Genomic DNA, 21,066 nt, shown 5'->3' with positions numbered 1-21,066 from the left:
CCACCGCGCTGTGACAACCCACAGTCTTTCCCGCTCGGGGAAGCGGGTGCGACGGCGGGCAGTTAGCGTGCTGTCAACCGCACCGAGGGGAGACACGCATGGGTCTGCAGGCTCGCCCGCTCTTCAGCTTTCCGGCCAACATCCCGGTGGGGCAGGACGCCGCGCGGACCGAGCTGGTGCGCACCGCGGAGGCCTCCGGTTTCGACCTGTTCTCGCTGCAGGACCATCCCTACAACGCCGGCCTGATCGAGGCTTATGCCGGCACCGCCTTCCTGCTCGGCGCCACGACGACGATCGGCGGCTACGTCGGCGTCACCAATCTGCCGCTGCGCCCGGCACCGATGCTGGCCCGCACGGCCGCCGCGCTGACCGCGCAGTCGGACGGCCGCTTCGCGCTCGGCCTGGGGTCGGGCGGGTTCTGGCAGCACATCCCGCGGATGGGCGTACGGCAGCTGACACCGAAGCAGGCGGTCGACGCCTTCGAGGAGGCGATCGAGGTCGTCCGCGGCCTGACCGGCGGCCCCGCCGCCGCCATGGATTTCACCGGAAAGCATTACCAGGTAGGGCATCTCGCGCCGGCGACGGTGCCGACGCCGCCGATCTGGACCGGCGCGGGCGGGCCGCGCACGCTCGCGATCACCGGCCGCCTGACCGATGGCTGGATCCCGCAGCAGGGCGCTGACTGGCTGACGCCGGCCTACCGTGACGGCAGGGCGCGCATCGACGACGCGGCGCGGGCCGCGGGGCGCGACCCGGCCGACATCATCACCATCTTCAACTTCGGTGGCGCGCTCACCGATCGTGACCTGCCGAGCACCCGCTCCGACGACGGTCGCTGGGTCGGCGGATCGGCGCGTCAGTGGGTCGACGCGCTGACCTCGGCGGTGCTGGAGCACGGGGCCGGCGGCTTCAACACCGGCATCACCGACGCCTCGGGCGCTCTCGGCACCGACCTGATCCGGCGCTTCGGTGCCGAAGTCATCGCGCCGGTGCGTGCCTCCGTCGCATGAGCCAATTGCGCATCGGCTCCTACCTGCCCGGCCAGACCACCTCGCCGGAGAACACCGCGATCCGCGCCGCACGTGCGGACGAGCGCGGCTACTTCGACCTCCAGGCCGTGCACGACGACCCGCACGGACCGGACCCGTGGGTCGCCGCGACGCAGATGCTGGCGGTGACCGCAGGCAGCGTCGTGCTGGTCGACGACGTGGTCCTGACCGATCCGGAGTCGGCGCAGGTGCGCGCGTGGGTGCGTGCCGCTGCGACCGCCGCCGCGTATGGCGCAGGCCGTCTCCAGGTCGGTCTCCGGCCGGCGCCCGGCACCGCTCCGGACGACGCCGCACGCTGGGCACTCGACGTGCGCGACGCGGTGCGCGAGCACTGGGTCCGGGAGCCTGCCACGGGCTTCCTGGAGCGGGCGGTGCCGGCCACGGTCGATGTCGACTTCAGCGCCGTCGGCGACGACGCGGCAGGACTGGCGGCGGGAGTCGCGCTGGGCGCGTGGGGCACCTCGACCCGCGACCGTGATGCGGCGTCGATCGCGTCGTCCGTCGCCGGTCTGGTCGAGCGAGCTCGGGCCGTCGGCGTGGATCCCGCGACCGTGCGTCGTCGTCTTGGTGTCGTGGGCGTCTTCTCCAGCAGCAGCGAGGGTTTCCTGCACGGGCCGCCTCGGCAATGGGTGGCCGAATTACTTGCGCTGGTGCGGGAGTTCGACTTCGACACCGTGGTGGTCGATCCGGCCGCGACGGACCGTTACAGCGCGATGCCCTTCATCGCCCAGGTCGCGCCCGCGCTCCGGGCGGCGACCAGGTGGTCGCGCCGTGCTGGGGTTGCGCCACCGGTGATCGAGCGCGCCGGCTCCTGGGGAGACGCGGGTGGGCTCCCGGTCGCCGAGCGGCCCGGCGCGCCGGCCATCGCGCCGCAACGCTTCGTGCCGATGGGCGAGCAGAACGCGCGGTGGTTGCGCAGCCTGCACGAGCACCTGCGGGAGGCACTTGCCGACATCCGGGCCACCGTGGCCGCGGTGATCGCGGGTGAGGTCGCGCCGGAGCGCGCCCGGGCGTCGGTCAACGAGGCCGCGCGTGTCGTGGGTCGAGGCGACCTGGCACACGAATGTGTCTTGTTCTCAAGGGAGCTCGAGGGTCATCACGGCAGCGAGGACACCCAGATGTTCCCGATGCTCCGTGCCGTCGAGCCGGCGGTCGCGCCGGGGACGGAGCGTCTGGCCGCGGAGCACCACGTCATCGCGGAGGCCCTCGAGCACCTCGACCGGTTGCTGGTGCGGTTGATGCACGACGAGAGTGACGACGCTGTGCTAGGCGAAATCGCCGATTTCGCAGCTGTTTTCGAGCAGCAACTCAACTCCCACCTCGCCTACGAGGAGGATCAGTTGAGCGACGCGATGCGGCTGGTGGAGCAGGTGTTGTGAGGAGCCAGCAGCGTTAACGCAGGCAGAACTCGTTGCCGTCGGGGTCGGCGAGCACCGTCCACGGCACATCTCGCTGTCCGATGTCGATCCGGCTCGCGCCGAGGGCGAGCAGCCGGTCGAGCTCCGCGTCATGATCGGACGCCGATGTCGGCGTGAGGTCGAAATGCAGACGGTTGCTGCCATCCTTGGCCGCAACCGGCGGTCCGCCCCAGGTGATCTTGGTGCCGCCCGCCGGTGATTGGATCGCGGTCTCCTCGTCCTGGTCCCACACCAACGGCCAGCCGAGCGCGTCCCGCCAGAAGTAGCCGACCGCCTGACTCCCGTCGCAGGCGAGAGCGCCGACGAAGCCGCAGCCGGCGAGGAACGTGTTTCCGGCCGGTAGGACGCAGAACTCGTTGCCTTCCGGGTCTGCCAGCACCACGTGCCGCGCATCGGCGCCCTGGCCGACGTCGATCCGCCGGGCACCCGACGACAGCGCGCGTTCAACGGTCTCGCGCTGCTGCTCGGGGGAGTCGCTGGTCAGGTCGAAGTGCGCCCGGTTCGGACCGACCTTCACTCGGTCAGTGCGGCGGAAGCGGACGCGAAACGCGTTGCTGTTGCTGGGAAGGAGCGTGCCGCGGTCGCTCGCTGCGTCATACGCCGCGGGCGTGAGCACACCAGCCCAGAAGGCGGCCAGCCGTTCGGGATCGAGGGCGTCCCAGACGAGCGCATCCAGTCGGAGTGTCACTGCTCGAGCTTAGGTCGCGGTCATCCGCGATCACCACCGGATATTCGGGGCGCGGTGCATCGATTTGCGCCTGCTCCGCCAGTTGACACCATGGGCGCATGCAGACCCCGGTCCCCGACTACCTCCAGCAGATCCTCGACGAATGCGGTGCGCCCAACACCGGCGCCACGGCCGACTACATCCCCGAGCTGGCCGACGCGGACCCGGAGATCCTCGGCATCTGTCTCGCGACGACCGACGGGGTGCGGTATGACGCGGGCGACGCCGACGTGCCGGTGTCGATCCAGTCGATCTCCAAGCCCTTCGTCTATGCGCTCGCCATTGCCGAGCTGGGCCTCGACGCGGTGCTCAAGCGGGTCGGCGTGGAGCCGAGCGGTGAGGCGTTCAACGAGCTTTCGCTGGAGGCGAAGTCGGGCCGCCCGCGCAATCCGATGATCAACGCCGGCGCCCTGACGACGCACGCGTTGATCGGCGGAGGCACCGCGTCGGTGGAGGAGCGGTTCGAGCTGGTGCGGCGCGGGCTTTCCGACTTCGCCGGACGCGACCTCAGCGTCGACGAGCAGGTCTACGCATCGGAGCTCGACACGGCATACCGCAATCGCGCCATCGCCAACATGCTGCGCAATTACGACCTCATCGACATCGAGCCGGAGGACGTGGTGCGCGGATACACCCGGCAGTGCGCGATCTCGGTGACCACCCGCGATCTCGCCGCGATGGCCGCGACGCTCGCGAACGGCGGTGTGCAGCCGATGACCGGGCAGCGCGTCGTGGAGCCGGCCGTCGTGCGTCAGGTGCTCAGCGTGATGATGAGCTGCGGGATGTATGACGCGGCCGGCGACTGGATGACGACCATCGGATTCCCAGCAAAGAGTGGCGTTTCCGGCGGAATCCTCGGTGTGCTGCCCGGTCAGATCGGGATCGCCACGCTGTCGCCGCGACTCGACTCGCACGGCACCAGCGTGCGCGGGGTGCGGTTGTGCGGGCGGATGTCGAAGGACATGGGCATGCACATCATGGAGCCGCCGCAGCCCGCGCGATCGGTGGTGCGGCGCGACCGGGTCCTGCGGGCGCCGAGCGGTCACCACGTGCGGGTGCTCAGCCTGCAGGGCACCATCCAGTTCAGCGCGGCAGAGCACGTGCTGCGGATCGTGCAGGGCGAGCTCGACGGCATCCAGCGACTGGTGCTGGACCTACGCCGGGTCGACTCGCTCAACGACGTCGCCGAGCGCATGCTCGCCGAGCTCGTCCGCCGCGTCCAGCTCGACGGCATCGCGGTGACCGTGCTCGATCCGGAGGACAGACTGCCGAAGCCGGCCGCCGGTCAGCCGGTGCCGGACTATTCGCCCGACCTGGCGCCATTCGCCGACCACAAGCGGTTGCGCCGTCGTACCGCCGTCGAGCGCCGGAAGCGCTGAGCAGCGTTTCACCCGATCGATCGACCGGCCTGGCTGATCGCAGACCGGTTGATCGCAGACTGACTGATCGAAGACCGGCTGATCGCAGACGTCGTGTCGCGTTCGAATCGCGCTGGGAACACGAGAAATACGTGCTCTTCGCGGGTTGTCCAGTCATTCGTACACCTGTACGATAGAGGCATGTCCACGCACCCGCTGCTCCGGTCCCGCCGGGTGGCGCACGCGACCTCGACGGAACTGCTGGCGGCAGCGCACGAGCTTGTGGCAGCTGCCTTCGACCGCGCACGCGAGGGCACCGTCGTTGCGGACGGCGGCGCACGAGACCGAGCCTTGGCCGCTTTCGGAGGCATTGACGGCTGAGATCGAGGTCGCGCAGCGGGTGCAGAACACCGCCTGGGCGGCGCAGTCGGCCCGCGTTGCCCAGCTGGCCGCCGTGGAGTCGGTCGTCGAAATCGGCACCGGCAGGGAGCGCGAGATCACCCATCCGATCGGCGAATTCCAGTCGGAGTGGCTGCCGGTCGACCTCGGCGTTCGTCTCGGCTGGTCCGACCGCCAGGTGCAGGACCGCATCAACGACTCCGTCGCGGCCATCACCTGCACACCGCGGTTGTTCGCGCAGACCGCCGAAGGGATGCTCGACAGCCGAAAGCTCACGGCTGTCACCGATGTCGTGTCCGCGGCGCCGGAGCAGGCGATCGCAGCAGTCGAGGACGCCCTCGTCACCCAGGACCCAGCGACACTGACGTCCACCAAACTCGCCCGCAGGGCACGCCGGCTGCTGACCGACGCAGACGCCGTCGAGGCAGATCGCGCCGCTGCGGCGCGGCGGGCACGACGCATCGACGTGACGTGCGAAGAGCATTGGGAGCCGGGGCTTTCCACCATCCGTGCTGCCCTGCCGACACAGACAGCGGCGACGGTGATGGCCGCAGTGACCGAGCTCGCTCGACAGTGGCACCAGGACACCACGACCGACAAGGGCATGCACCAGTGCCGGGCCGACGCGTTCACCGATCTGCTGCTGAGCAACGCGCAGGTGTCGACCCGGTTGACGTTCCAGGTCCCGGTCGAGGCCGACGCAGGTGCGCGGCCCGATGCGGCCACCACCCGCACGGCCGTCGTCGACGGCCCGAGTGTGGCCGAGCCGGATAATGCGTGGGGTGCGCCGACCGCCGACGAGACGCGTCTGCTCTTCGACCTGGCGTCATCGAGCCCGACCGGAGTGTTGCCGCCCGGTGCGCTGGCCGGTGGAGATGCCCGATGGGGCGTGCGGGAGATTGCCGGCAGCTATCCCGACGACGTGCCGGTCTGGGAGCTCGACCTCGACATACCGCCGCCGGATGACCCGGTGGATTTCCCCGCCGTGCTGATTCACTCACCCGCCCAATCACGCGGTGGCCCACCGGGTTTCGCGCTGTGCACCGCCGGCCGCGCGACGTCGTCGACCAGTGTGCCGTCGAGCGCTGTGCCGTCGACCGGTGCGCGCCGGACCGGTCCGGTCCGCGATGTGCTGGTGCCGGGCGTCGGCGTCATACCTGCCGGAGTGGTGTGCGGGCTGACCGGCGCATTGGGGACGACGGTGTCACGAGTGCTGGTCGACGCGCGCACCGGCACCACGGCCGAGACGAGCACGCACGCCTATCGCCCGCACGCCGGGCTGGCCCGCTTCGTGCGCACCCGCGACCAGCACTGCCGGTTTCCCGGGTGCACTCGTCCCGCCTGGTTGTGCGAGCTGGACCACGTCATCCCGTGGCCGGCGGGGTCGACGAGCGCCGACAATCTCGAAGCTCTCTGCAAACACCACCATCGCGCAAAGCACGAAACCGCCTGGCGGGTAACGATGACGGCGGATGGCCTGTGCACCTGGGTGAGCCCGTCCGGCCGCCGCTACCTCACGCATCCCGGCGATTGACCGAGTTCGGCGACTGTCCGGGTTCAGGGTCGGGGCCAGCTGACCGAGTCGGCGCGACTCGCGGCCCCGGCGTCGCGCACCGCGCCCGGAGCCGCCGCCCCGAACGCCGTCATCGTGAGGATCTCCCAGTGGGGCGGCACGTCGAGCTCCGCAGTCAAGGCGTCCTTGTCGAACGCCCGGAACTGCCGACCGGCCAGGCCCATCGAATGCGCCTGGATCGTCATGTGCGCGACCGCCTGACCGAGGTCGTAGGTCGCGAACTCGCTGTATTGCCAGTCGGTTCCCTCGACATACATCTGGCAGAGGTTGACCACGAGCAGGCTGGCCTGGGTGGCCCAGGGGAGGCAGCTTCCGGCCAGGTGCGGGACAACCGCCTCCCATCGCGCGGACTTGCGCAGCACCGGGTGGAACGCCCACGGCTGGGAGTTGCCCGCCGACGGCGCCCAGCGTGCGGCTTCCAGCAGTGCGTCGGTCTCGTCGGTCGACAAGACACGGTCCGGGTCGAACTCGCGCGGACTCCACCGCCGTCGCAGCACCGGCATCAACAGGTCCATGGCGTGACCCTATGGCGTCGGCGCGGGCGTGGGCGTGGGCCGCGCCCGGCTGCTGGGTGGGGCTATCCGCCGGCTACGTCGGCAGCGGCTCGGGCTCGGGCGGCGTCGGGAACGGTCCGGGCTCGGGCGGAGGCTGTGGCGGGTCCGGCGGTTGCGGCTCCTGCGGGGTCGGGGGCGCCGGCGGGGGATCGGGGGTCGGGAGAGTGGTCATCTCTTCACCGTGCGACGTCCGGCCCCGGACGTGAAGGGGGAACGGCGCATGAATGCGGCCCGTCTCATTATATGGACGTCGCATTCGTCTGGCGGTCGACGAATATTCGGGTGCACCGGACTCGCGGCGCGAGTTGAATCGGGCGCATGGCGATCACGTTGGAGACCGCGACGGTCGACACGCTGGAGGAGACGGTCGACGCGCTGGCTTCGTGGCAGCGCGAGGGCAATCCGGTGCAGATCCACCCGGGGGACCTCGGCTGGAACCTCAGTCTCGGCGCGGCGCAGATCCTCGACGGCCTGCGCTTGTGGCGGCGGGCCGGGCAGCTCGTCGCGATCGGCATGGACGACCAGGACGTCATCCGGATGGGCCTTGCCCCGGACGTGGACGACGACCCGGAGGTCGCCGAGCAGTTGGTCGCGGACCTGTCGGATCCGGCGAGCGGCGTGCTCGCCGCGACTGGGGGAGCGGTCGAAGCACGGTTCGGCACGGCGTTGCGTGAGCTGCTCACCGAGCGTGGTTGGCACGCCGACGAACCGTGGACCCCGTTGTCCCGCAAGCTTTCCGCGCCGGTCGAGGATCACGGCCTGCACCTGCGGACGCTGGACGCCGGGCACGCGCCGGAGGATCTCGTGCGTGCCCGGGTCGAGGTGCACCGCGCGTCGTTCCCGAACGCCGGCTTGACCGTCGAGCGATGGCACCAGATGGCGACCGCACCGCCTTACCGCAATGCGCGATGTCTCATCGGGTATGACGAGGGCGGCGTCGCGGTCGCCGCCACCACCGTCTGGTCGGCGGGCGAAGGCCGGCCGGGCCTGATCGAGCCACTCGGCGCACACCGCGACCACCGAGGTCACGGTTACGGGCGGGCGATCGTCCTGGCGGCCGCCGCCACGCTGCAGGAGATGGGTGCGTCGAGCGTGCTGGTGTGCACGCCGAGCAAGAACACCGGCGGAGTCGCGGCATACGTCTCGGCCGGATTTGTGCAGCAGCCAGACGTGCCGGACTTCCGTCGTCCGAGCTGATCCGGTGGACGCCTGGGTCCGCGAGCACCTGCATCCGGACGAGTGGGTGGCGCACAGTGAGGTGCTGCACGGAGGCATCAGCACTGTCGCGCGGAAGCTGAATATCGTTTCCGCTGAAGGAAGTTCGCGCGCGTTGGTGTTGCGGTTGTATGACGACCGGGTCTCCCGACCTCGGGCCGAGCGACTGCTGAGCGACGAGGCCGACACGCTTCGCCTCCTCGGTCGAACGGACATACCAGCCCCTGAGCTCGTCGCGGTTGACACCAGCGGTGCGCGCAGCGGACGACCGGCGCTCCTGATGACCTGTCTACCCGGGCGAACACGACTGGAAGACAACGGGATCGAGGTGCGAGTGGCTCAGCTCGCCCGACGGCTCGTGGACATTCACCGGGTGGATCCGGGGGAGCGGCTGCCGGTCTTCGAGACGCTGAGCACCGCGGAGAGCGCGGTCGTACCCACGGGCGCCGAGACGCGGTTGTGGTCGGCTGCGAAGAACCTCATCCGTGCGCCGGCGCCGTCATACGAGGGGAGGATGCTGCATCGCGACTTCCAGCCCGGGAACGTGCTCTTCGACGATGCGCAGCGTCTCACCGGGGTCGTCGACTGGGCAGCCGGATGCTGGGGTCCGGCCGATCTCGATGTTGCGCACTGCGCAACCAACCTCGCGCTGCTGCACGGCTCCGCGTGGGGGTTGCGATTTGTCGAGGCGTACGAGCGAGCAGGCGGCACCCTCGCCGCCGAGCCGGGTGCGCGACGCTTTTGGCTCGTGCGTGACGTGCTGGCCGCATCCGAGGAGTTGCGCGAGATCTCGACACCCTGGCGGGAGTTGGGTCGCCCGGAGCTCACGCCATACGTGCTGGGGGAGCGACTGAACGCATACCTTCGCTCGGTCGTGGTGCTTGAATGACGCCATGGATCGCGTCGTCACTGCCCGCCGGGAGATCCGGGCGACACCTGCAGACATCTTCGAGTTCATCGCCGACCCGACACTCCAGCCGCGCTGGGACGGCAACGACAACCTCGCCGAAGCGCCCAGCGGGCAACGGGTTTCGGCCGTCGGGGACATCTTCGAGATGACGACCACCAAGGGCCAGGTGCGGGAGAATCACGTGGTGGAGTTCGACGAGGGGCGGCTCATCGCATGGACCCCGGCCGAGCCCGGACAGCAGCCGCCCGGGCATCTGTGGCGGTGGGAGCTGGAGCCGACCGCGTCGGGCGCCACGGTGACGCACACCTACGACTGGACCCGGCTGACCGACGAGAAGCGGATTGCCCGCGCCGAATGGACGACGCCGGACAGGCTGCAGGCGTCGATCGACCGGCTCGCTGCCCTGGTCGAGGCCGGCTGACCGGTCAGCGCGTGAGCAGCAGCGAGGACCTGGGTGCGGAACAGGTTTCAGTTGGCCGCCGAATGACGAGCCGGCTCGGCTGAGCGCCTGAGTTCGCGCCTGCCTCCGACGAGCGTTATCCAGCGCCGCAACGCCGTCCGGTACGCAGTGCTGTAGCTTCCAGCTGACTGCGAGTCGACGAAGTCGGCGTGACTCAACAGGCTCATGCGTGTGTACAGCCTGCCGTTCGGAGTGAGGACGCACCAGAGCTTCGTTGAGGTGCCAAGGAACTTGAGGTGCAACGTGCGCTTGTCCGGACCAATTCGCAACCGCGACGTTGAATCAGTGAAACACCCGGTCATCGTTCGCGTCCTCCGTCTGAGCCCGCACTGCAATCGCGCTCGAGGTCAGCGTCGGCGTTCGGAGCCGGAGAGTAGGGGACGGTCACGAGCAAACTCACCGGTTCATGGTCGCAGCTGCCACCAACAGACCCGGTCGTCGGCAGAATGTTCACGATACGTCAGTTGACATAATGTAGATTATCGGCGATAGTTCACGGTGCACTGGAGGAGCACACGAGCATTCGCCCACCCCGTCATACGAGCCCTAGGGCGCCTCGTAGTGATACCGGCAAGCAGCGATGCGAAACTCGTCATCGACGACCTTGTAGACCAATCGATGCTCGTCGTTGATGCGTCGGGACCAGTAGCCCTGAAAGCCGTGTTTCAGTTGCTCTGGCTTGCCAATCCCGTCGTTGCCGTTGCGCGCGATGTCCTGGATTAGGTGATTGATCCGTTTGAGGAGTTTGCGATCCTGGCGCTGCCACCAGAGGTAGTCGTCCCAGCCGCCCGCGCTGAAGACGACCTTCACCTCTGCAGCTCCCGCTCGACACCCTTTCCGGACTCGAGCTCATCGATGGACGCCAACAGGCGACGCGCATTCGCCGGGCTGCGCAACAGATAGGCGGTCTCTTTGAGCGACTCGTAGTCGTCCAAAGACACGATCACCGCCGGATCGTGGCCGGCGCGTGTTATGACGACTTCTTCGCGGTCCTCGACGACCGAGTCGAGCACCTCGGCGTAGCGCGCCCGCGACTCCGTGTAGCTCATGGTCTTCATCGTGCTCACCTCCGTACAGAAAAGCGTACCTCACGCCGAAACATCACCGACAGCAACGCCTTCCGTCAGCCACGCCGACAGCAGACGCTTGTCGCCGGACACGGCGACCAGCTCCGGATCGTTGACATTGACCGCAGCGGCGCAGTGTGTTGCGTCGTAGCCACGTAGGCCGTGAACCGTTGCCTGACGGGCTGCGGCGGCCATGAGCTCGGGCCCCAACTCGACCACGTCGATATCGAGCCACAGCTCGTCGAGGACGGCTCGACCTCGCGAGGCCTGGCGACTGGAGACCCGGTCCATCCGCTCCGCCATGGCGAGTGCCGCCACAGCCTCGACGTAGGCCAGCCGTGTGCAGACGACCCGGTCGGCCAGGTCCCAGAACTCTCCGCAGGCATCCGACGTTGGTTCCGCGATCATCAGCGGCACGAGCGCCGACGTATCCAGATAGACGATCACCGACGCTGCTGTTCCACCAGGTCGCTGACCCGCCCACCCGTCGAAACCGGCTTCGGCCGAGGCCGCCTGCGCCGAGCCGCCGGTGTTACCTTGCCCTCGGCGATCAGGCTCTCCAACGGCGTCGGACCATCCATCGGCACGATCCGGGCAACCGGTCTGCCGTGGTCAGTCACCGTGATCGGATGACCATCACGCACGGACGCCAGATGCCGACTGAGGCCATCGCGAAGCTCCCGAACACCGATCTCCATGGGCAAAACTCCTTGTGGCTATATTCACTATCCAATATATAGCCACAAGTGCGCAGTCACCAGATAACGTGCCGGCTCAGTTGATGATCTCCGCGTTGCTCTCGTGCAGTGCCGCCAGCCGCTCCCGCCATACCTGCAGCGCCTCGGGTGTGAGGCGAGGCCAGTCGTCCACCTCGCGCACGATACGCAGCGGTTCGGTGCTGCGATAGGACCGCGTCGGGTTGCCGGGAAACTTCCGGTCGGTGACGTTCGGGTCGTTCTCGAACTCCCCCGTCGGCTCGACCTCGTAGACATGCGGCTGCCACGAATCATCATGCATGGCAGCAATTTCGGCGGCCAGCCCGGCGCCGTCCGGCAACGCCGTGAAGTAGATGTGGTTCATCACGATCTCGGGTCGATAGTTCGACCGGAAGCCGGCGGTCAGCAGATCGCCGGCCTGCAGCGCTGCCCGCGTGCCATGAAAGAACGGCCCCTCATCCAATACGTCGCTCACGGGAGCCAAATATATGGCGCACGGCAAACCACCACCGGCACCCGAATCGGAGCACACTGACGAAATCCCACCGAAGGAGCCCGTCATGCACGTCTGGAAGTCCGCCACCGCGGTCAGCGTCCTCGCCCTTGCCGCCGCGATCACACCGGCTGCCACCGCCGCGTCGCACGGCGCCAAGCCGGCGGTGCCGAGCACGCCCACCAGTGGCGCGTGCGCCTTCACTCCGCTTGCCGACCAGACCTACTCGACCTTCGTCGGACTCCCCCCGGATCCGAAAACTGCTACCACACAAGGCAATTCGACGCTGACACTGAAGACCAACCGCGGCGACATACCGCTGGTGCTCGACCGTTCCGCGGCGCCGTGCGCAGTGCGCAGCATGACGTTCCTCGCGCACCAGAAGTACTACGACGGCACCAGGTGCCACCGGCTCACGGCATACCAGACACCGCCATACGCCCTCTCGGTGTTGCAGTGCGGCGACCCGCTCGGCACCGGCTGGGGCGACCCCGGCTACTCATTCAAGGACGAACTCGGCGCGGCGAACGCACTGCCGAACTGGCCCGGCTTCCCCGACGGCAGCCGCAAGGTCTACCCGCGCGGCACACTCGCGATGGCGAACGGCGGCCCGGACACCAACGGCAGCCAATTCTTTCTCGTGTATGCCGATTCGCGGCTCCGGCCCGACTACACCGTCTTCGGCCACGTCACACCCGAAGGCATGAAGGTGCTCGATCAGGTCGCCGCCGGCGGCATCGACCCCGGCGCCGACGGCACACCGGAGGACGGCTCCCCCAAGCTGACCACGATCATCGAACGGGCCAAGAGCGGACGGTGATCAGCCCACCAGTGCGTGCGCCACACCCGCGCAGGCGCACGCGGACAGCACGCTCACGAACGTGCCGATGATGAATCGCTCCGCCACCGCCGGCTGGTCGCCCGACTTGAGCTCCGGATAGCGGCCGAGGCCCTTGACGGCGAGCACGATCGCGATCGCCTCCGGCCAGCCCGCGACCAGGCCCGCGTAGATCGCGACGCGCTCCAGCGCGCCGATCCACATCCCGCCGCGCAGGATCGACCCGGCATCCTGCAACGAGTGGGTCGCGTCCTGCGATCCGCTCGCCTCGACGAGACGGAAGACACCGATGGTCGCGACCGCGCCGAGCACGACCGCGGCAAGGCCGCATCCGGCGATCACAAGTGCGTCCACCATGACTCCGAACCTAATCGTCCACACCGACGACGTCGTCCAGGCGGCTCCGTGCCGCATCGAGGAGTTCGATCGCCAGGCGGCGACCTGCAGCGCCTTCCTCCCGCCCCGCAGCGCGCAGGCGCTGGCTCAGCGCGGACGGGGTGATGCCGAGCGCAGCTGCAGCCGTCTGCTGATCGGCCGCCTCTCGCGCCGCGGCGACCGCCTCCCAGCCGGCGGTCGTGCGCCGGCGCCACAACGTGCGCAGCAGCCACAACGCCGTCTGCAGTTGGTGCACCTCGCACACGCCCGGCACGGCCGCATCGACGCACAGGTCCTGCGGTGCGGATCGGGCGGCCGTGAGCGCCTGCCGCGCCGCGACGAAAGCTGCGCCGTTCGCCGTGCGCACATCGCGGGGCACCGGCGCATCCACGGAGCCGAGACCGATGCCGATGCGCCACTCCCCTACGCGCGACAACGTCTCCACCACCTCGATCGCCTGCTCCGACCCCACGAGCAGTCCCTGGATCTCGTCGCCCGCCTGCTGCGCAAAGGCGCGCGCGCCGCGGCCGCGCACGACCGGTCGCAGCTGTGCGAGAGTCTCCGCCGCCGGCGCCACCCCACGGCGGCTGCCGATCTGGTCCGCAGTGATGACGATGAGAGACTTCATAGTCACCAATGTAGCATCTATCCTTAATTGATCTTATTGAAGTAAATCGTCTTAAGCTTCACCGCGCGCACTACTCAGCCCCGGCGATCGCCGTACGCTGGGTCAATGGACCGCGTGTCGGCCGCGTTCGCGGCGATGCCCCGGGAGCTGTTTCTCCCGAGCGAGGTGCGCACCCGGGCGTCATACGACGGACCACTGCAGATCGGGCACGGCCAGACCAACTCCCAACCCCGCACCGTGGAGGACATGCTCCGGCTGCTCGACGTGCGGCCCGGCCAGCGGGTGCTCGACGTCGGGTCGGGATCCGGGTGGACCACCGCGTTGCTGGCTCACCTGACCGGCGTCACCGGCCGGGTGCGGGGTGTCGAGCGCGTCCCCGAACTCGTCACCACCGGATCGGCCGCTCTCGAACGGACGGGACAGCCCTGGGCGACGATCGAAGCTGCCACGGACGGGATGCTCGGACTCCCCCGGGATGCGCCGTTCGACCGCATTCTGGTGTCGGCGGGAGCTGCGAAGTTGCCGGAAACTCTTGTGAATCAACTCGATTCGCAAGGCGTGCTCGTCATCCCGGTCGACAACGTCATGCTGCGCGTCACGCGTTCGGCGAGTGGCGACATCGCGCGAAGTGAGCACGGCCGCTACTCCTTCGTGCCGCTGATCGACTGAGCGCGGCCAGCGCATCAGCACCACGGGCATATCGGCCGCCATCCGGGCGTTCCACCAAGCGTGACGGAAGTTCTCGACGCGCTGGTCATCGGTGCCGGCCAGGCGGGGCTGTCCGCGTCCCACCATCTCAAGCGGCTCGGCATCGACCACGTCGTGCTCGACGCCGATGCTGGCCCCGGAGGGGCGTGGCAGCACCGGTGGGACTCGTTGACGATGCTGGACGTGCACGGCGTCGCCGACCTGCCGGACGCGCCGGCGCCGGGTGGCTCCGCGGACCGCGCCAACGTCGTCATACCGTCGTGGTTTGCCGAATACGAGCAGCACCAACGCCTTCCGGTGGTTCGGCCGGTGCAGGTCGACGCTGTGCGCAACGATCCCGACGACCCCGCACTCCTGCGGATCAGCTCCGCTGATCGGGTATGGCGCAGCCGCACGCTCGTCAACGCGACCGGCACCTGGAGCCGGCCCTTCATCCCCCGCTACCCCGGCCAGGCGTCCTTCGCCGGGGAGCAGTGGCACACCGCCGACTACCCGGGCCGGGAGCATCTCGCGGGGCGACGCGTCGTCGTGGTCGGCGGTGGGGCCTCCGCCATACAGTTCCTGGGCGAGCTCGCGCCGGTCGCCGACACGATCTGGGTGACCCGTCGCCCGCCGGTGTGGCGCACCGAGGGCTTCTCACCGGAAGCAGGACTCGACGCCGTCACGGCTGTCGCGGAGCGAGTGACGCAGGGACTCCCGCCGGCAAGTGTCGTCAGCGTGACGGGCCTTGCCCTCCGTCCGCAGGAAGCAGAGGCGGCTCGTCTCGGTGCATATGAGCGGCGCCCGATGTTCGAACGCATCGAGCCGGACGGAATCCGTTGGGCCGATGGACGATTCGAGGAAGTGGACGTCATCCTGTGGGCCACTGGCTTCCGGCCGGCTGTCGCACATCTCGCACCCCTGCACCTGCGTTCGCCGCGCGGTGGCATCTCCCTGGAGATGCCGGCACACGGTGGACCGCAGGCCGCCACGACGGCCGCACTCGACGCGCGTGTCCAGCTGGTCGGCTACGGCCCGTCGGCGAGCACGATCGGCGGCAATCGCGCCGGCCGCGCCGCCGCGACCGCGGTGCGGCGTTACCTGCGCGGTGCGCGGGACGAGTCGGCCGGGCTGATCGCCTGATCCGCGATGTCGATCCAGTAACGCCGAGACTCGCCAACCGGCCCCTCGAGCATTCCGCCCTACTTCTTCACGTATGACGAAAGATGCTGTCCGGTCAGGGTTTTCGCCTGCGCGACGAGTTCCGCCGGAGTGCCCTCGAACACCACCTGACCACCGTCATGGCCCGCCCCGGGTCCGAGATCGACGATCCAGTCGGCATGAGCCATCACCGCCTGGTGGTGCTCGATGACGATGACCGACTTGCCCGAGTCCACCAGGCGGTCGAGCAGACTCAACAGCTGCTCGACATCGGCGAGGTGCAGGCCGGTGGTCGGCTCGTCGAGCACGTAGATGTCGCCCTTGTCACCAAGCTGGCTGGCGAGCTTCAGGCGCTGCCGCTCTCCGCCGGACAGAGTGGTCAGCGGCTGACCGAGGGTGACATAGCCGAGCCCGACGTCGACCAGGCGCTCCGCGATCTTGTGCGCTGCCGGCAGTCGGCCGTCGCCCTCACCCAGGAAGCGCTCCGCCTCCTCCGCCGACATGGCGAGCACCTGGCTGATGTCCTTGCCGCCGAAGGTGTAGTCGAGCACCGCGGGCTGGAACCGTTTGCCCTCGCACACCTCACACGGCGTCGCGACGCCGGCCATCATCGCCAGGTCGGTGTAGACGACGCCTGCCCCCTTGCAGTTGGGGCACGCTCCTTCCGAGTTTGCACTGAACAGTGCGGGTTTCACGCCATTTGCCTTCGCGAAGGCCTTCCGGATCGGCTCGAGGATCCCGGTGTAGGTCGCGGGATTGCTGCGCCGCGACCCGCGGATCGCCGACTGGTCGATCGTCACCACGCCGTCCTGCGACGACACCGATCCGTTGATCAGCGAACTCTTGCCGGACCCGGCCACACCGGTGATCACGCACAGCACCCCGAGCGGGATGTCGACGTCCACCGAGCGCAGATTGTGCGCATCGGCGCCACGCACCTCGAGCGCACCGGTCGGCTCGCGCACCGCGTCCTTGAGAGCCGACCGGTCGTCGAGGTGCCGGCCGGTCAGGGTGTCGCTCGCGCGCAGACCGTCGACCGTGCCCTCGAAGACCACCCGGCCACCGTCACCGCCCGCACCCGGCCCGAGGTCCACGACATGATCGGCGATCGCGATCGCCTCGGGCTTGTGCTCGACGACCAGCACCGTGTTTCCCTTGTCCCGCAATTGGATCAGCAGCTCGTTCATCCGCTGGATGTCATGCGGATGGAGCCCGATGGTCGGCTCGTCGAAGACATAGGTGACGTCGGTGAGCGATGACCCGAGATGCCGGATCATCTTGGTGCGCTGTGCCTCTCCCCCGGACAACGTGCCCGACGGCCGGTCCAGGCTCAGGTAACCGAGGCCCACCTGCACGAACGAGTCGAGCGTCTCACGCAGCGCCTCGAGCAGCGGCGCCACCGACGAGTCGTCGAGTGCTCGCACCCACTCGGCAAGGTCGCTGATCTGCATCGCCGCGGCGTCGGCGATGTTGATGCCCTTGATCTTCGAGGACCGCGCTTCTGCGTTGAGGCGCGTGCCGTCGCACTCGGGGCAAGTGGTGAACGTGATTGCCTTGTCGACGAATGCGCGAATGTGCGGCTGCATCGACTCGCGGTCCTTGCTGAGCATCGACTTCTGGATCTTGGGGATCAGACCCTCATAGGTGAGGTTGATGCCGTCGACCTTGATCTTCGTCGGCTCCTTGTGCAGCAGGCCGTCGAGCTCCCGCTTGGTGAACTTCTTGATCGGCTTGTCGGGATCGAAGAATCCGCAGCCGCGCAGGATGCGTCCCTGCCAGCCGTCCATGCTGTAACCCGGGATCTTCAGCGCACCGTCGTTGAGCGAGAGGTTCTCGTCATACAGCGCCGTCAGGTCGAAGTCGGTCACGCTGCCGCGCCCCTCGCAGCGCGGACACATGCCGCCCTGGATGCTGAACTCGCGTCGCTCCTTGACCGTGCGGCCGGCCTTCTCGACGGTCACCGCACCGGCGCCGCTGATCGACGCGATGTTGAACGAGAAGGCACGCGAGGACCCGATGTAGGGCTTTCCCAATCGGGAGAAGAGGATTCGCAGCATCGCCAACGCGTCGGTGGCGGTGCCGACGGTCGATCGTGGGTCGGATCCCATGCGCTCCTGGTCGACGATGATCGCCGTCGTCAGACCGGAGAGTACGTCGACGTCCGGCCGGGCGAGCGTCGGCATGAAGCCCTGGACGAACGCGCTGTAGGTCTCGTTGATCAGTCGCTGCGACTCGGCGGCGATCGTGCCGAACACCAAGGAGCTCTTGCCGGAGCCCGAAACCCCCGTGAAGACCGTCAGCCGGCGCTTGGGCAGTTCGACGTCGACGTCCTTCAGGTTGTTCTCCCGGGCACCGTGCACCCGGATCACATCGTGGCTGTCGGCCGTTGGACGGTCGGCGGACCCGGACTTGGCTGCGGACTTGGCTGGCGCGGACTTGGCGGTCTTCGTCGGACTCACGTGCTCGATCGTGCCACCGATCGCAGCGAACGACCACGCCGACGAGCGAGGATGGGTGAGGATGCGGACATTGCCCCAACCACGACGTGAGTTCGCTGGCCCGCGAACTGATCGATGCCGACGAGGTGGACGCCTTCGACGCCGAGATCCGACGGCTCGCGGAGCCGCTCGCGGAGGATGACGGCCTGCTCACTCTCCAGCTGACCAGTACGGTCGTATGGGGCGAACTCACCCGTATTTCTTGACGATTCGCTTACCTTCGCTCATCCCATTCGCAGCCGGGCCACGAGTAGCGTCGCGAGCACCACAGGCCGGGTTGACCCGGCCGGCTCAAGGGAGGAATGCATGCGAACACGAATCGTCGTCGGCGCTCTCGCCGCCACCACCGCTCTGGCCCTGGGGGCGTCCGGCAGTGCGCAGGCCGCGGGTGCGATCGGCGCACCCGGAGCGGGAGACCCGTACTACCCGATGGACGGCAACGGCGGTTACGACGTGCAGCACTACGACGTCGGCGTCAACTTCACCCCCGCCACCAAGATGCTGTATGGCGACACGACCGTGCGGGCGACGACGACGCAGAAGCTGACGCAGTTCAACCTCGATCTCTACGGTTTGCAGGTCGATTCGGTGACGGTCAACGGCAAGAAGGCGTCATGGACGCGCTCCGGCGTCCACGAACTCGTCGTCTCACCGGCCGTTCCGCTCGGCAAGAAACAGCAACTCAACGTGCGGGTGAAGTATCACGGCGTGCCGATCGAGAGCTCCGGGCTGGACGACAACTCCGGCTGGCACACCTCGGTGACCGGCGGGGCGTTCGCCGCCAACGAACCGCACTCGGCGGCCGGCTGGTATCCGGTCAACGACACCACCCGGGACAAGGCGACCTTCACGCTCAAGGCGACGGTGCCGAGCGAGTACAGCGTGATCAGCAACGGCATCGAGCAGCCGGCCAGGAAGGCCGGCGCCAACACCACCTACACCTGGGTCGAGAAGGACCCGATCATCGGCTACCTGACGACCATCGCGGTGGACAAGTTCACCTACCTCAAGCAGAAGCGCAAGGACGGCACCCCGCTGGTGTCCGCCTTCGCGCCGGGCGCGGAGAGCAAGATGGCCGACGAGAAGCGGCTGCCCGAGGTGCTGGACCTGCTGGAGCGCTATTTCGGGCCCTACCCGCAGTCCGCCGGTGGCGGCATCTTCGTCGCCGACCGGATCGGCTTCTCGCTCGAGACGCAGACCCGCCCGATCTACGCGGCATGGGCCGATCTCGACACGATCGTGCACGAGCAGGGGCACCAGTGGTGGGGCGACACGATGTCGGTCGACACCTGGCGCGACGTCTGCATGAACGAGTGCTTCGCGTCATACGGCACGTGGCTGTGGGCTCAGGACAAGAACGGCGAGAACCTCGACGCCGAATACTCCCAGGAGATGGCCGGCTACGCGGACAGTCAACGGTTCTGGTCAAATCCGTTGTGGGACATGGGCGCCGGTCGTGAGTTCAGCAACTCCTACACCCGCGGGCCGCTCTTCCTGCAGGCGCTTCGCCGCTACATCGGCGATGCCGCGTTCTTCACTGTGCTGCGCACCTACACCCAGCTGCACAAGGGCGGCAACACCTCCATGCAGGAGTTCGAGCGGTATGTCGGCAAGGTCGCGAAGAAGGACGTGACCGAGTTCTTCCAGGCGTGGGTCTACGGACGCACCAAGCCCGCCGACAAGTACATCTGGTTCGGACCGTTCCAGCGCCCGGCCACCAAGCAGGCCGCAGCGGCGGCGCCGCTGTTCGCGCCCGACAAGCGGTAGTCCGACAATGGTGTCGTGCACTGCGACTACTTCGACGCCGAGGCGTGCCGATCGTGCACCCTCATGGGCCGGCCGTATGACGCACAGGTCGCCGACCTCCAGGCGTCGGTAGCCGCTCAGCTGCACGACGTCGTCGCCACCGACCACTGGCTGACCCCCTTCTGCGGTCCCGAGTCGCACTTCCGCAACAAGGCCAAGCTGGTGGTCGGTGGCACCCGCACGTCACCGACCTTCGGCATCCTCGACGAAGCCGGCCGCGGCGTCGATCTGCGTGAGTGCGGCCTCTACGAGCCCGGACTGCACGAGACCATCGGCCGGCTCACCGAGTTCGTCGCCGAGCTGGGGCTCACGCCATACGACGTGCCGCGACGCAGCGGAGAGCTGAAACACCTTCTGATCACGCACTCCCCGGCCGGTGAGTCGATGATCCGCTTCGTGCTCCGGTCGCCCGGGCAGCTCCCGAGACTCGAGCGCGCCCTGCCGGAGCTGATCGACGCGGTGCCGGGGGCGCGGGTCGTCACCGCCAACCTGCTGCCCGAGCACAAGGTGGTGCTGGAGGGTGACACCGAGATCGTGCTCACCGAGCAGCAAAGCCTCCCGATGCCGGTCAACGACCTCACCCTGCACCTGCGCCCGGCGAGCTTCTTCCAGACCAACACCCTCGTCGCCGGCGGACTCTACCGGCAGGCCCGGGAGTGGACGCGCGACATCTCCCCCGGCACGGTCACCGACCTCTTTTGCGGAGTCGGCGGCTTCGCCCTGCACGCGGCCGGCACGCCGGCGGACCATCCCGCCGAGGTGCTCGGCATCGAATCGTCGGCGGAGGCCGTCGAGTCGGCCCGGCTGAGCGCCGCGGAGCTGACCGACCGAAACCCTCTGGGAAACATCGATTTCCGCGTCGGCGATGCACACCGACAGATCATGTCCGGCGGCGCAGCGAGCCACCTGGTCATCGTCAACCCTCCGCGGCGCGGGATCGGAAGCCTCGCCCCGGAACTCGAGCGCTCCGCGGTGCCGCACGTGATCTATTCCAGCTGCAACGCCACCTCGCTCGCCAAGGACCTGGCCGCGATGCCGTCATACCGGGTGCGGCAGGCGCGACTGTTCGACATGTTTCCCCAGACCCGGCACCACGAGGTGCTCGTCCGGCTCGAACGCAACGCAGCCTGAGCA

Annotated in this window: 24 protein-coding genes; 14 read left to right on the top strand and 10 right to left on the bottom strand. The window is 68.4% G+C overall.

The genetic code is table 11. The features are described from left to right. The first annotated feature begins 98 nt into the window (after positions 1 to 98). Positions 99 to 1,010: an LLM class flavin-dependent oxidoreductase gene (locus HJ588_RS16995; RefSeq protein WP_171157824.1), complete on the top strand. Its 912-nt coding sequence runs from the start codon at positions 99 to 101 to the stop codon at positions 1,008 to 1,010. Further along, positions 1,007 to 2,428: a hemerythrin domain-containing protein gene (locus HJ588_RS16990; RefSeq protein ID WP_171157822.1), complete on the top strand. Its 1,422-nt coding sequence runs from the start codon at positions 1,007 to 1,009 to the stop codon at positions 2,426 to 2,428. The genes HJ588_RS16995 and HJ588_RS16990 overlap by 4 nt, the downstream gene beginning before the upstream one ends. A 13-nt stretch (positions 2,429 to 2,441) precedes the next feature. Here the strand turns inward: HJ588_RS16990 and HJ588_RS16985 are convergent, their stop codons facing one another. Continuing rightward, entirely contained in the window at positions 2,442 to 3,155 is a 714-nt protein-coding gene (locus HJ588_RS16985; protein WP_171157820.1) for a VOC family protein, read from the bottom strand. Positions 3,156 to 3,253: 98 nt separating this feature from the next. Between HJ588_RS16985 and HJ588_RS16980 the strand changes: the two genes are divergently transcribed. The 3 genes from HJ588_RS16980 to HJ588_RS16970 all read left to right on the top strand — a co-directional run bounded on the left by HJ588_RS16980 (position 3,254) and on the right by HJ588_RS16970 (position 6,485). Next, positions 3,254 to 4,573, top strand: coding sequence for a glutaminase (locus HJ588_RS16980; RefSeq protein ID WP_171157818.1), 1,320 nt, complete (start codon positions 3,254 to 3,256; stop codon positions 4,571 to 4,573). 180 nt (positions 4,574 to 4,753) lie between these two features. Next, entirely contained in the window at positions 4,754 to 4,933 is a 180-nt protein-coding gene (locus HJ588_RS16975) for a hypothetical protein (protein ID WP_171157816.1), read from the top strand. Beyond that, complete coding sequence (locus HJ588_RS16970) at positions 4,923 to 6,485, top strand: HNH endonuclease signature motif containing protein (protein ID WP_171157814.1); 1,563 nt, start codon at positions 4,923 to 4,925, stop codon at positions 6,483 to 6,485. The genes HJ588_RS16975 and HJ588_RS16970 overlap by 11 nt, the downstream gene beginning before the upstream one ends. Before the next feature lie 23 nt (positions 6,486 to 6,508). On the opposite strand, the gene HJ588_RS16965 is transcribed toward HJ588_RS16970, so the two are convergent. Continuing rightward, the gene (locus tag HJ588_RS16965) at positions 6,509 to 7,039 is read right to left on the bottom strand and encodes a nitroreductase family protein (protein WP_171157811.1); all 531 of its coding nucleotides are present in this window, start codon (positions 7,037 to 7,039) and stop codon (positions 6,509 to 6,511) included. Positions 7,040 to 7,396: 357 nt separating this feature from the next. Between HJ588_RS16965 and HJ588_RS16960 the strand changes: the two genes are divergently transcribed. The 3 genes from HJ588_RS16960 to HJ588_RS16950 are packed head-to-tail and all read left to right on the top strand — an operon-like array spanning position 7,397 to position 9,624. Next, on the top strand, positions 7,397 to 8,275 hold the full coding sequence (locus HJ588_RS16960; protein ID WP_171157810.1) for a GNAT family N-acetyltransferase: 879 nt from the start codon (positions 7,397 to 7,399) through the stop codon (positions 8,273 to 8,275). 4 nt (positions 8,276 to 8,279) lie between these two features. Continuing rightward, entirely contained in the window at positions 8,280 to 9,182 is a 903-nt protein-coding gene (locus tag HJ588_RS16955; protein ID WP_171157808.1) for a phosphotransferase, read from the top strand. Between the two features lie 4 nt (positions 9,183 to 9,186). Continuing rightward, positions 9,187 to 9,624, top strand: a complete 438-nt coding sequence (locus tag HJ588_RS16950) for an SRPBCC family protein (protein ID WP_171157806.1) — start codon at positions 9,187 to 9,189, stop codon at positions 9,622 to 9,624. A gap of 585 nt (positions 9,625 to 10,209) precedes the next feature. On the opposite strand, the gene HJ588_RS16945 is transcribed toward HJ588_RS16950, so the two are convergent. From HJ588_RS16945 to arr, 5 genes are all read right to left on the bottom strand, one after another. Further along, positions 10,210 to 10,473: a Txe/YoeB family addiction module toxin gene (locus HJ588_RS16945; protein WP_171157804.1), complete on the bottom strand. Its 264-nt coding sequence runs from the start codon at positions 10,471 to 10,473 to the stop codon at positions 10,210 to 10,212. After that, positions 10,470 to 10,721 carry a type II toxin-antitoxin system Phd/YefM family antitoxin gene (locus tag HJ588_RS16940; protein ID WP_171157802.1) on the bottom strand — a complete coding sequence of 84 codons (252 nt, stop codon included), beginning with the start codon at positions 10,719 to 10,721 and terminating at the stop codon, positions 10,470 to 10,472. Before HJ588_RS16940 ends, HJ588_RS16945 begins: the two co-directional genes overlap by 4 nt. Positions 10,722 to 10,751: 30 nt before the next feature. Continuing rightward, a complete protein-coding gene (locus tag HJ588_RS16935; protein ID WP_171157800.1) occupies positions 10,752 to 11,177 on the bottom strand; it encodes a PIN domain-containing protein in 426 nt (141 codons plus the stop codon). After that, a complete protein-coding gene (locus tag HJ588_RS16930) occupies positions 11,174 to 11,428 on the bottom strand; it encodes a type II toxin-antitoxin system Phd/YefM family antitoxin (RefSeq protein WP_171157798.1) in 255 nt (84 codons plus the stop codon). Before HJ588_RS16930 ends, HJ588_RS16935 begins: the two co-directional genes overlap by 4 nt. 76 nt (positions 11,429 to 11,504) lie before the next feature. Continuing rightward, the gene (gene arr, locus HJ588_RS16925) at positions 11,505 to 11,921 is read right to left on the bottom strand and encodes an NAD(+)--rifampin ADP-ribosyltransferase (RefSeq protein ID WP_171158550.1); all 417 of its coding nucleotides are present in this window, start codon (positions 11,919 to 11,921) and stop codon (positions 11,505 to 11,507) included. Between the two features lie 85 nt (positions 11,922 to 12,006). Here arr and HJ588_RS16920 point away from each other — a divergent pair, with 85 nt between their 5' ends. Then, positions 12,007 to 12,759, top strand: a complete 753-nt coding sequence (locus tag HJ588_RS16920; protein WP_171157796.1) for a peptidylprolyl isomerase — start codon at positions 12,007 to 12,009, stop codon at positions 12,757 to 12,759. Here HJ588_RS16920 and HJ588_RS16915 read toward each other — a convergent pair whose 3' ends face one another. Together HJ588_RS16915 and HJ588_RS16910 are read right to left on the bottom strand one after the other, a co-directional pair. Then, entirely contained in the window at positions 12,760 to 13,134 is a 375-nt protein-coding gene (locus tag HJ588_RS16915; RefSeq protein WP_212756120.1) for a hypothetical protein, read from the bottom strand. It lies immediately after the preceding gene. Between the two features lie 10 nt (positions 13,135 to 13,144). After that, positions 13,145 to 13,780, bottom strand: a complete 636-nt coding sequence (locus tag HJ588_RS16910; protein WP_171157792.1) for a hypothetical protein — start codon at positions 13,778 to 13,780, stop codon at positions 13,145 to 13,147. 105 nt (positions 13,781 to 13,885) lie between these two features. Between HJ588_RS16910 and HJ588_RS16905 the strand changes: the two genes are divergently transcribed. Both HJ588_RS16905 and HJ588_RS16900 read left to right on the top strand, forming a co-directional pair. After that, a complete protein-coding gene (locus HJ588_RS16905) occupies positions 13,886 to 14,449 on the top strand; it encodes a protein-L-isoaspartate O-methyltransferase family protein (protein WP_171157790.1) in 564 nt (187 codons plus the stop codon). A 60-nt stretch (positions 14,450 to 14,509) separates the two neighbouring features. Continuing rightward, positions 14,510 to 15,610: an NAD(P)-binding domain-containing protein gene (locus tag HJ588_RS16900; RefSeq protein ID WP_343036771.1), complete on the top strand. Its 1,101-nt coding sequence runs from the start codon at positions 14,510 to 14,512 to the stop codon at positions 15,608 to 15,610. Positions 15,611 to 15,669: 59 nt separating this feature from the next. On the opposite strand, the gene HJ588_RS16895 is transcribed toward HJ588_RS16900, so the two are convergent. Beyond that, the gene (locus HJ588_RS16895) at positions 15,670 to 17,988 is read right to left on the bottom strand and encodes an ATP-binding cassette domain-containing protein (RefSeq protein ID WP_343036807.1); all 2,319 of its coding nucleotides are present in this window, start codon (positions 17,986 to 17,988) and stop codon (positions 15,670 to 15,672) included. 185 nt (positions 17,989 to 18,173) lie between these two features. Here HJ588_RS16895 and HJ588_RS16890 point away from each other — a divergent pair, with 185 nt between their 5' ends. The 3 genes from HJ588_RS16890 to HJ588_RS16880 all read left to right on the top strand — a co-directional run bounded on the left by HJ588_RS16890 (position 18,174) and on the right by HJ588_RS16880 (position 21,063). Further along, complete coding sequence (locus HJ588_RS16890; RefSeq protein WP_171157786.1) at positions 18,174 to 18,332, top strand: hypothetical protein; 159 nt, start codon at positions 18,174 to 18,176, stop codon at positions 18,330 to 18,332. Positions 18,333 to 18,432: 100 nt separating this feature from the next. Further along, the gene (locus HJ588_RS16885) at positions 18,433 to 19,893 is read left to right on the top strand and encodes a M1 family metallopeptidase (protein ID WP_171157784.1); all 1,461 of its coding nucleotides are present in this window, start codon (positions 18,433 to 18,435) and stop codon (positions 19,891 to 19,893) included. Positions 19,894 to 19,908: 15 nt separating this feature from the next. Next, positions 19,909 to 21,063, top strand: a complete 1,155-nt coding sequence (locus tag HJ588_RS16880; RefSeq protein WP_171157782.1) for a class I SAM-dependent methyltransferase — start codon at positions 19,909 to 19,911, stop codon at positions 21,061 to 21,063. Positions 21,064 to 21,066 lie beyond the last annotated feature (3 nt).

This window comes from Flexivirga aerilata (genome assembly GCF_013002715.1).
Lineage (GTDB): Bacteria > Actinomycetota > Actinomycetes > Actinomycetales > Dermatophilaceae > Flexivirga > Flexivirga aerilata.
This window is presented reverse-complemented; position numbering and strand designations above follow the sequence as displayed.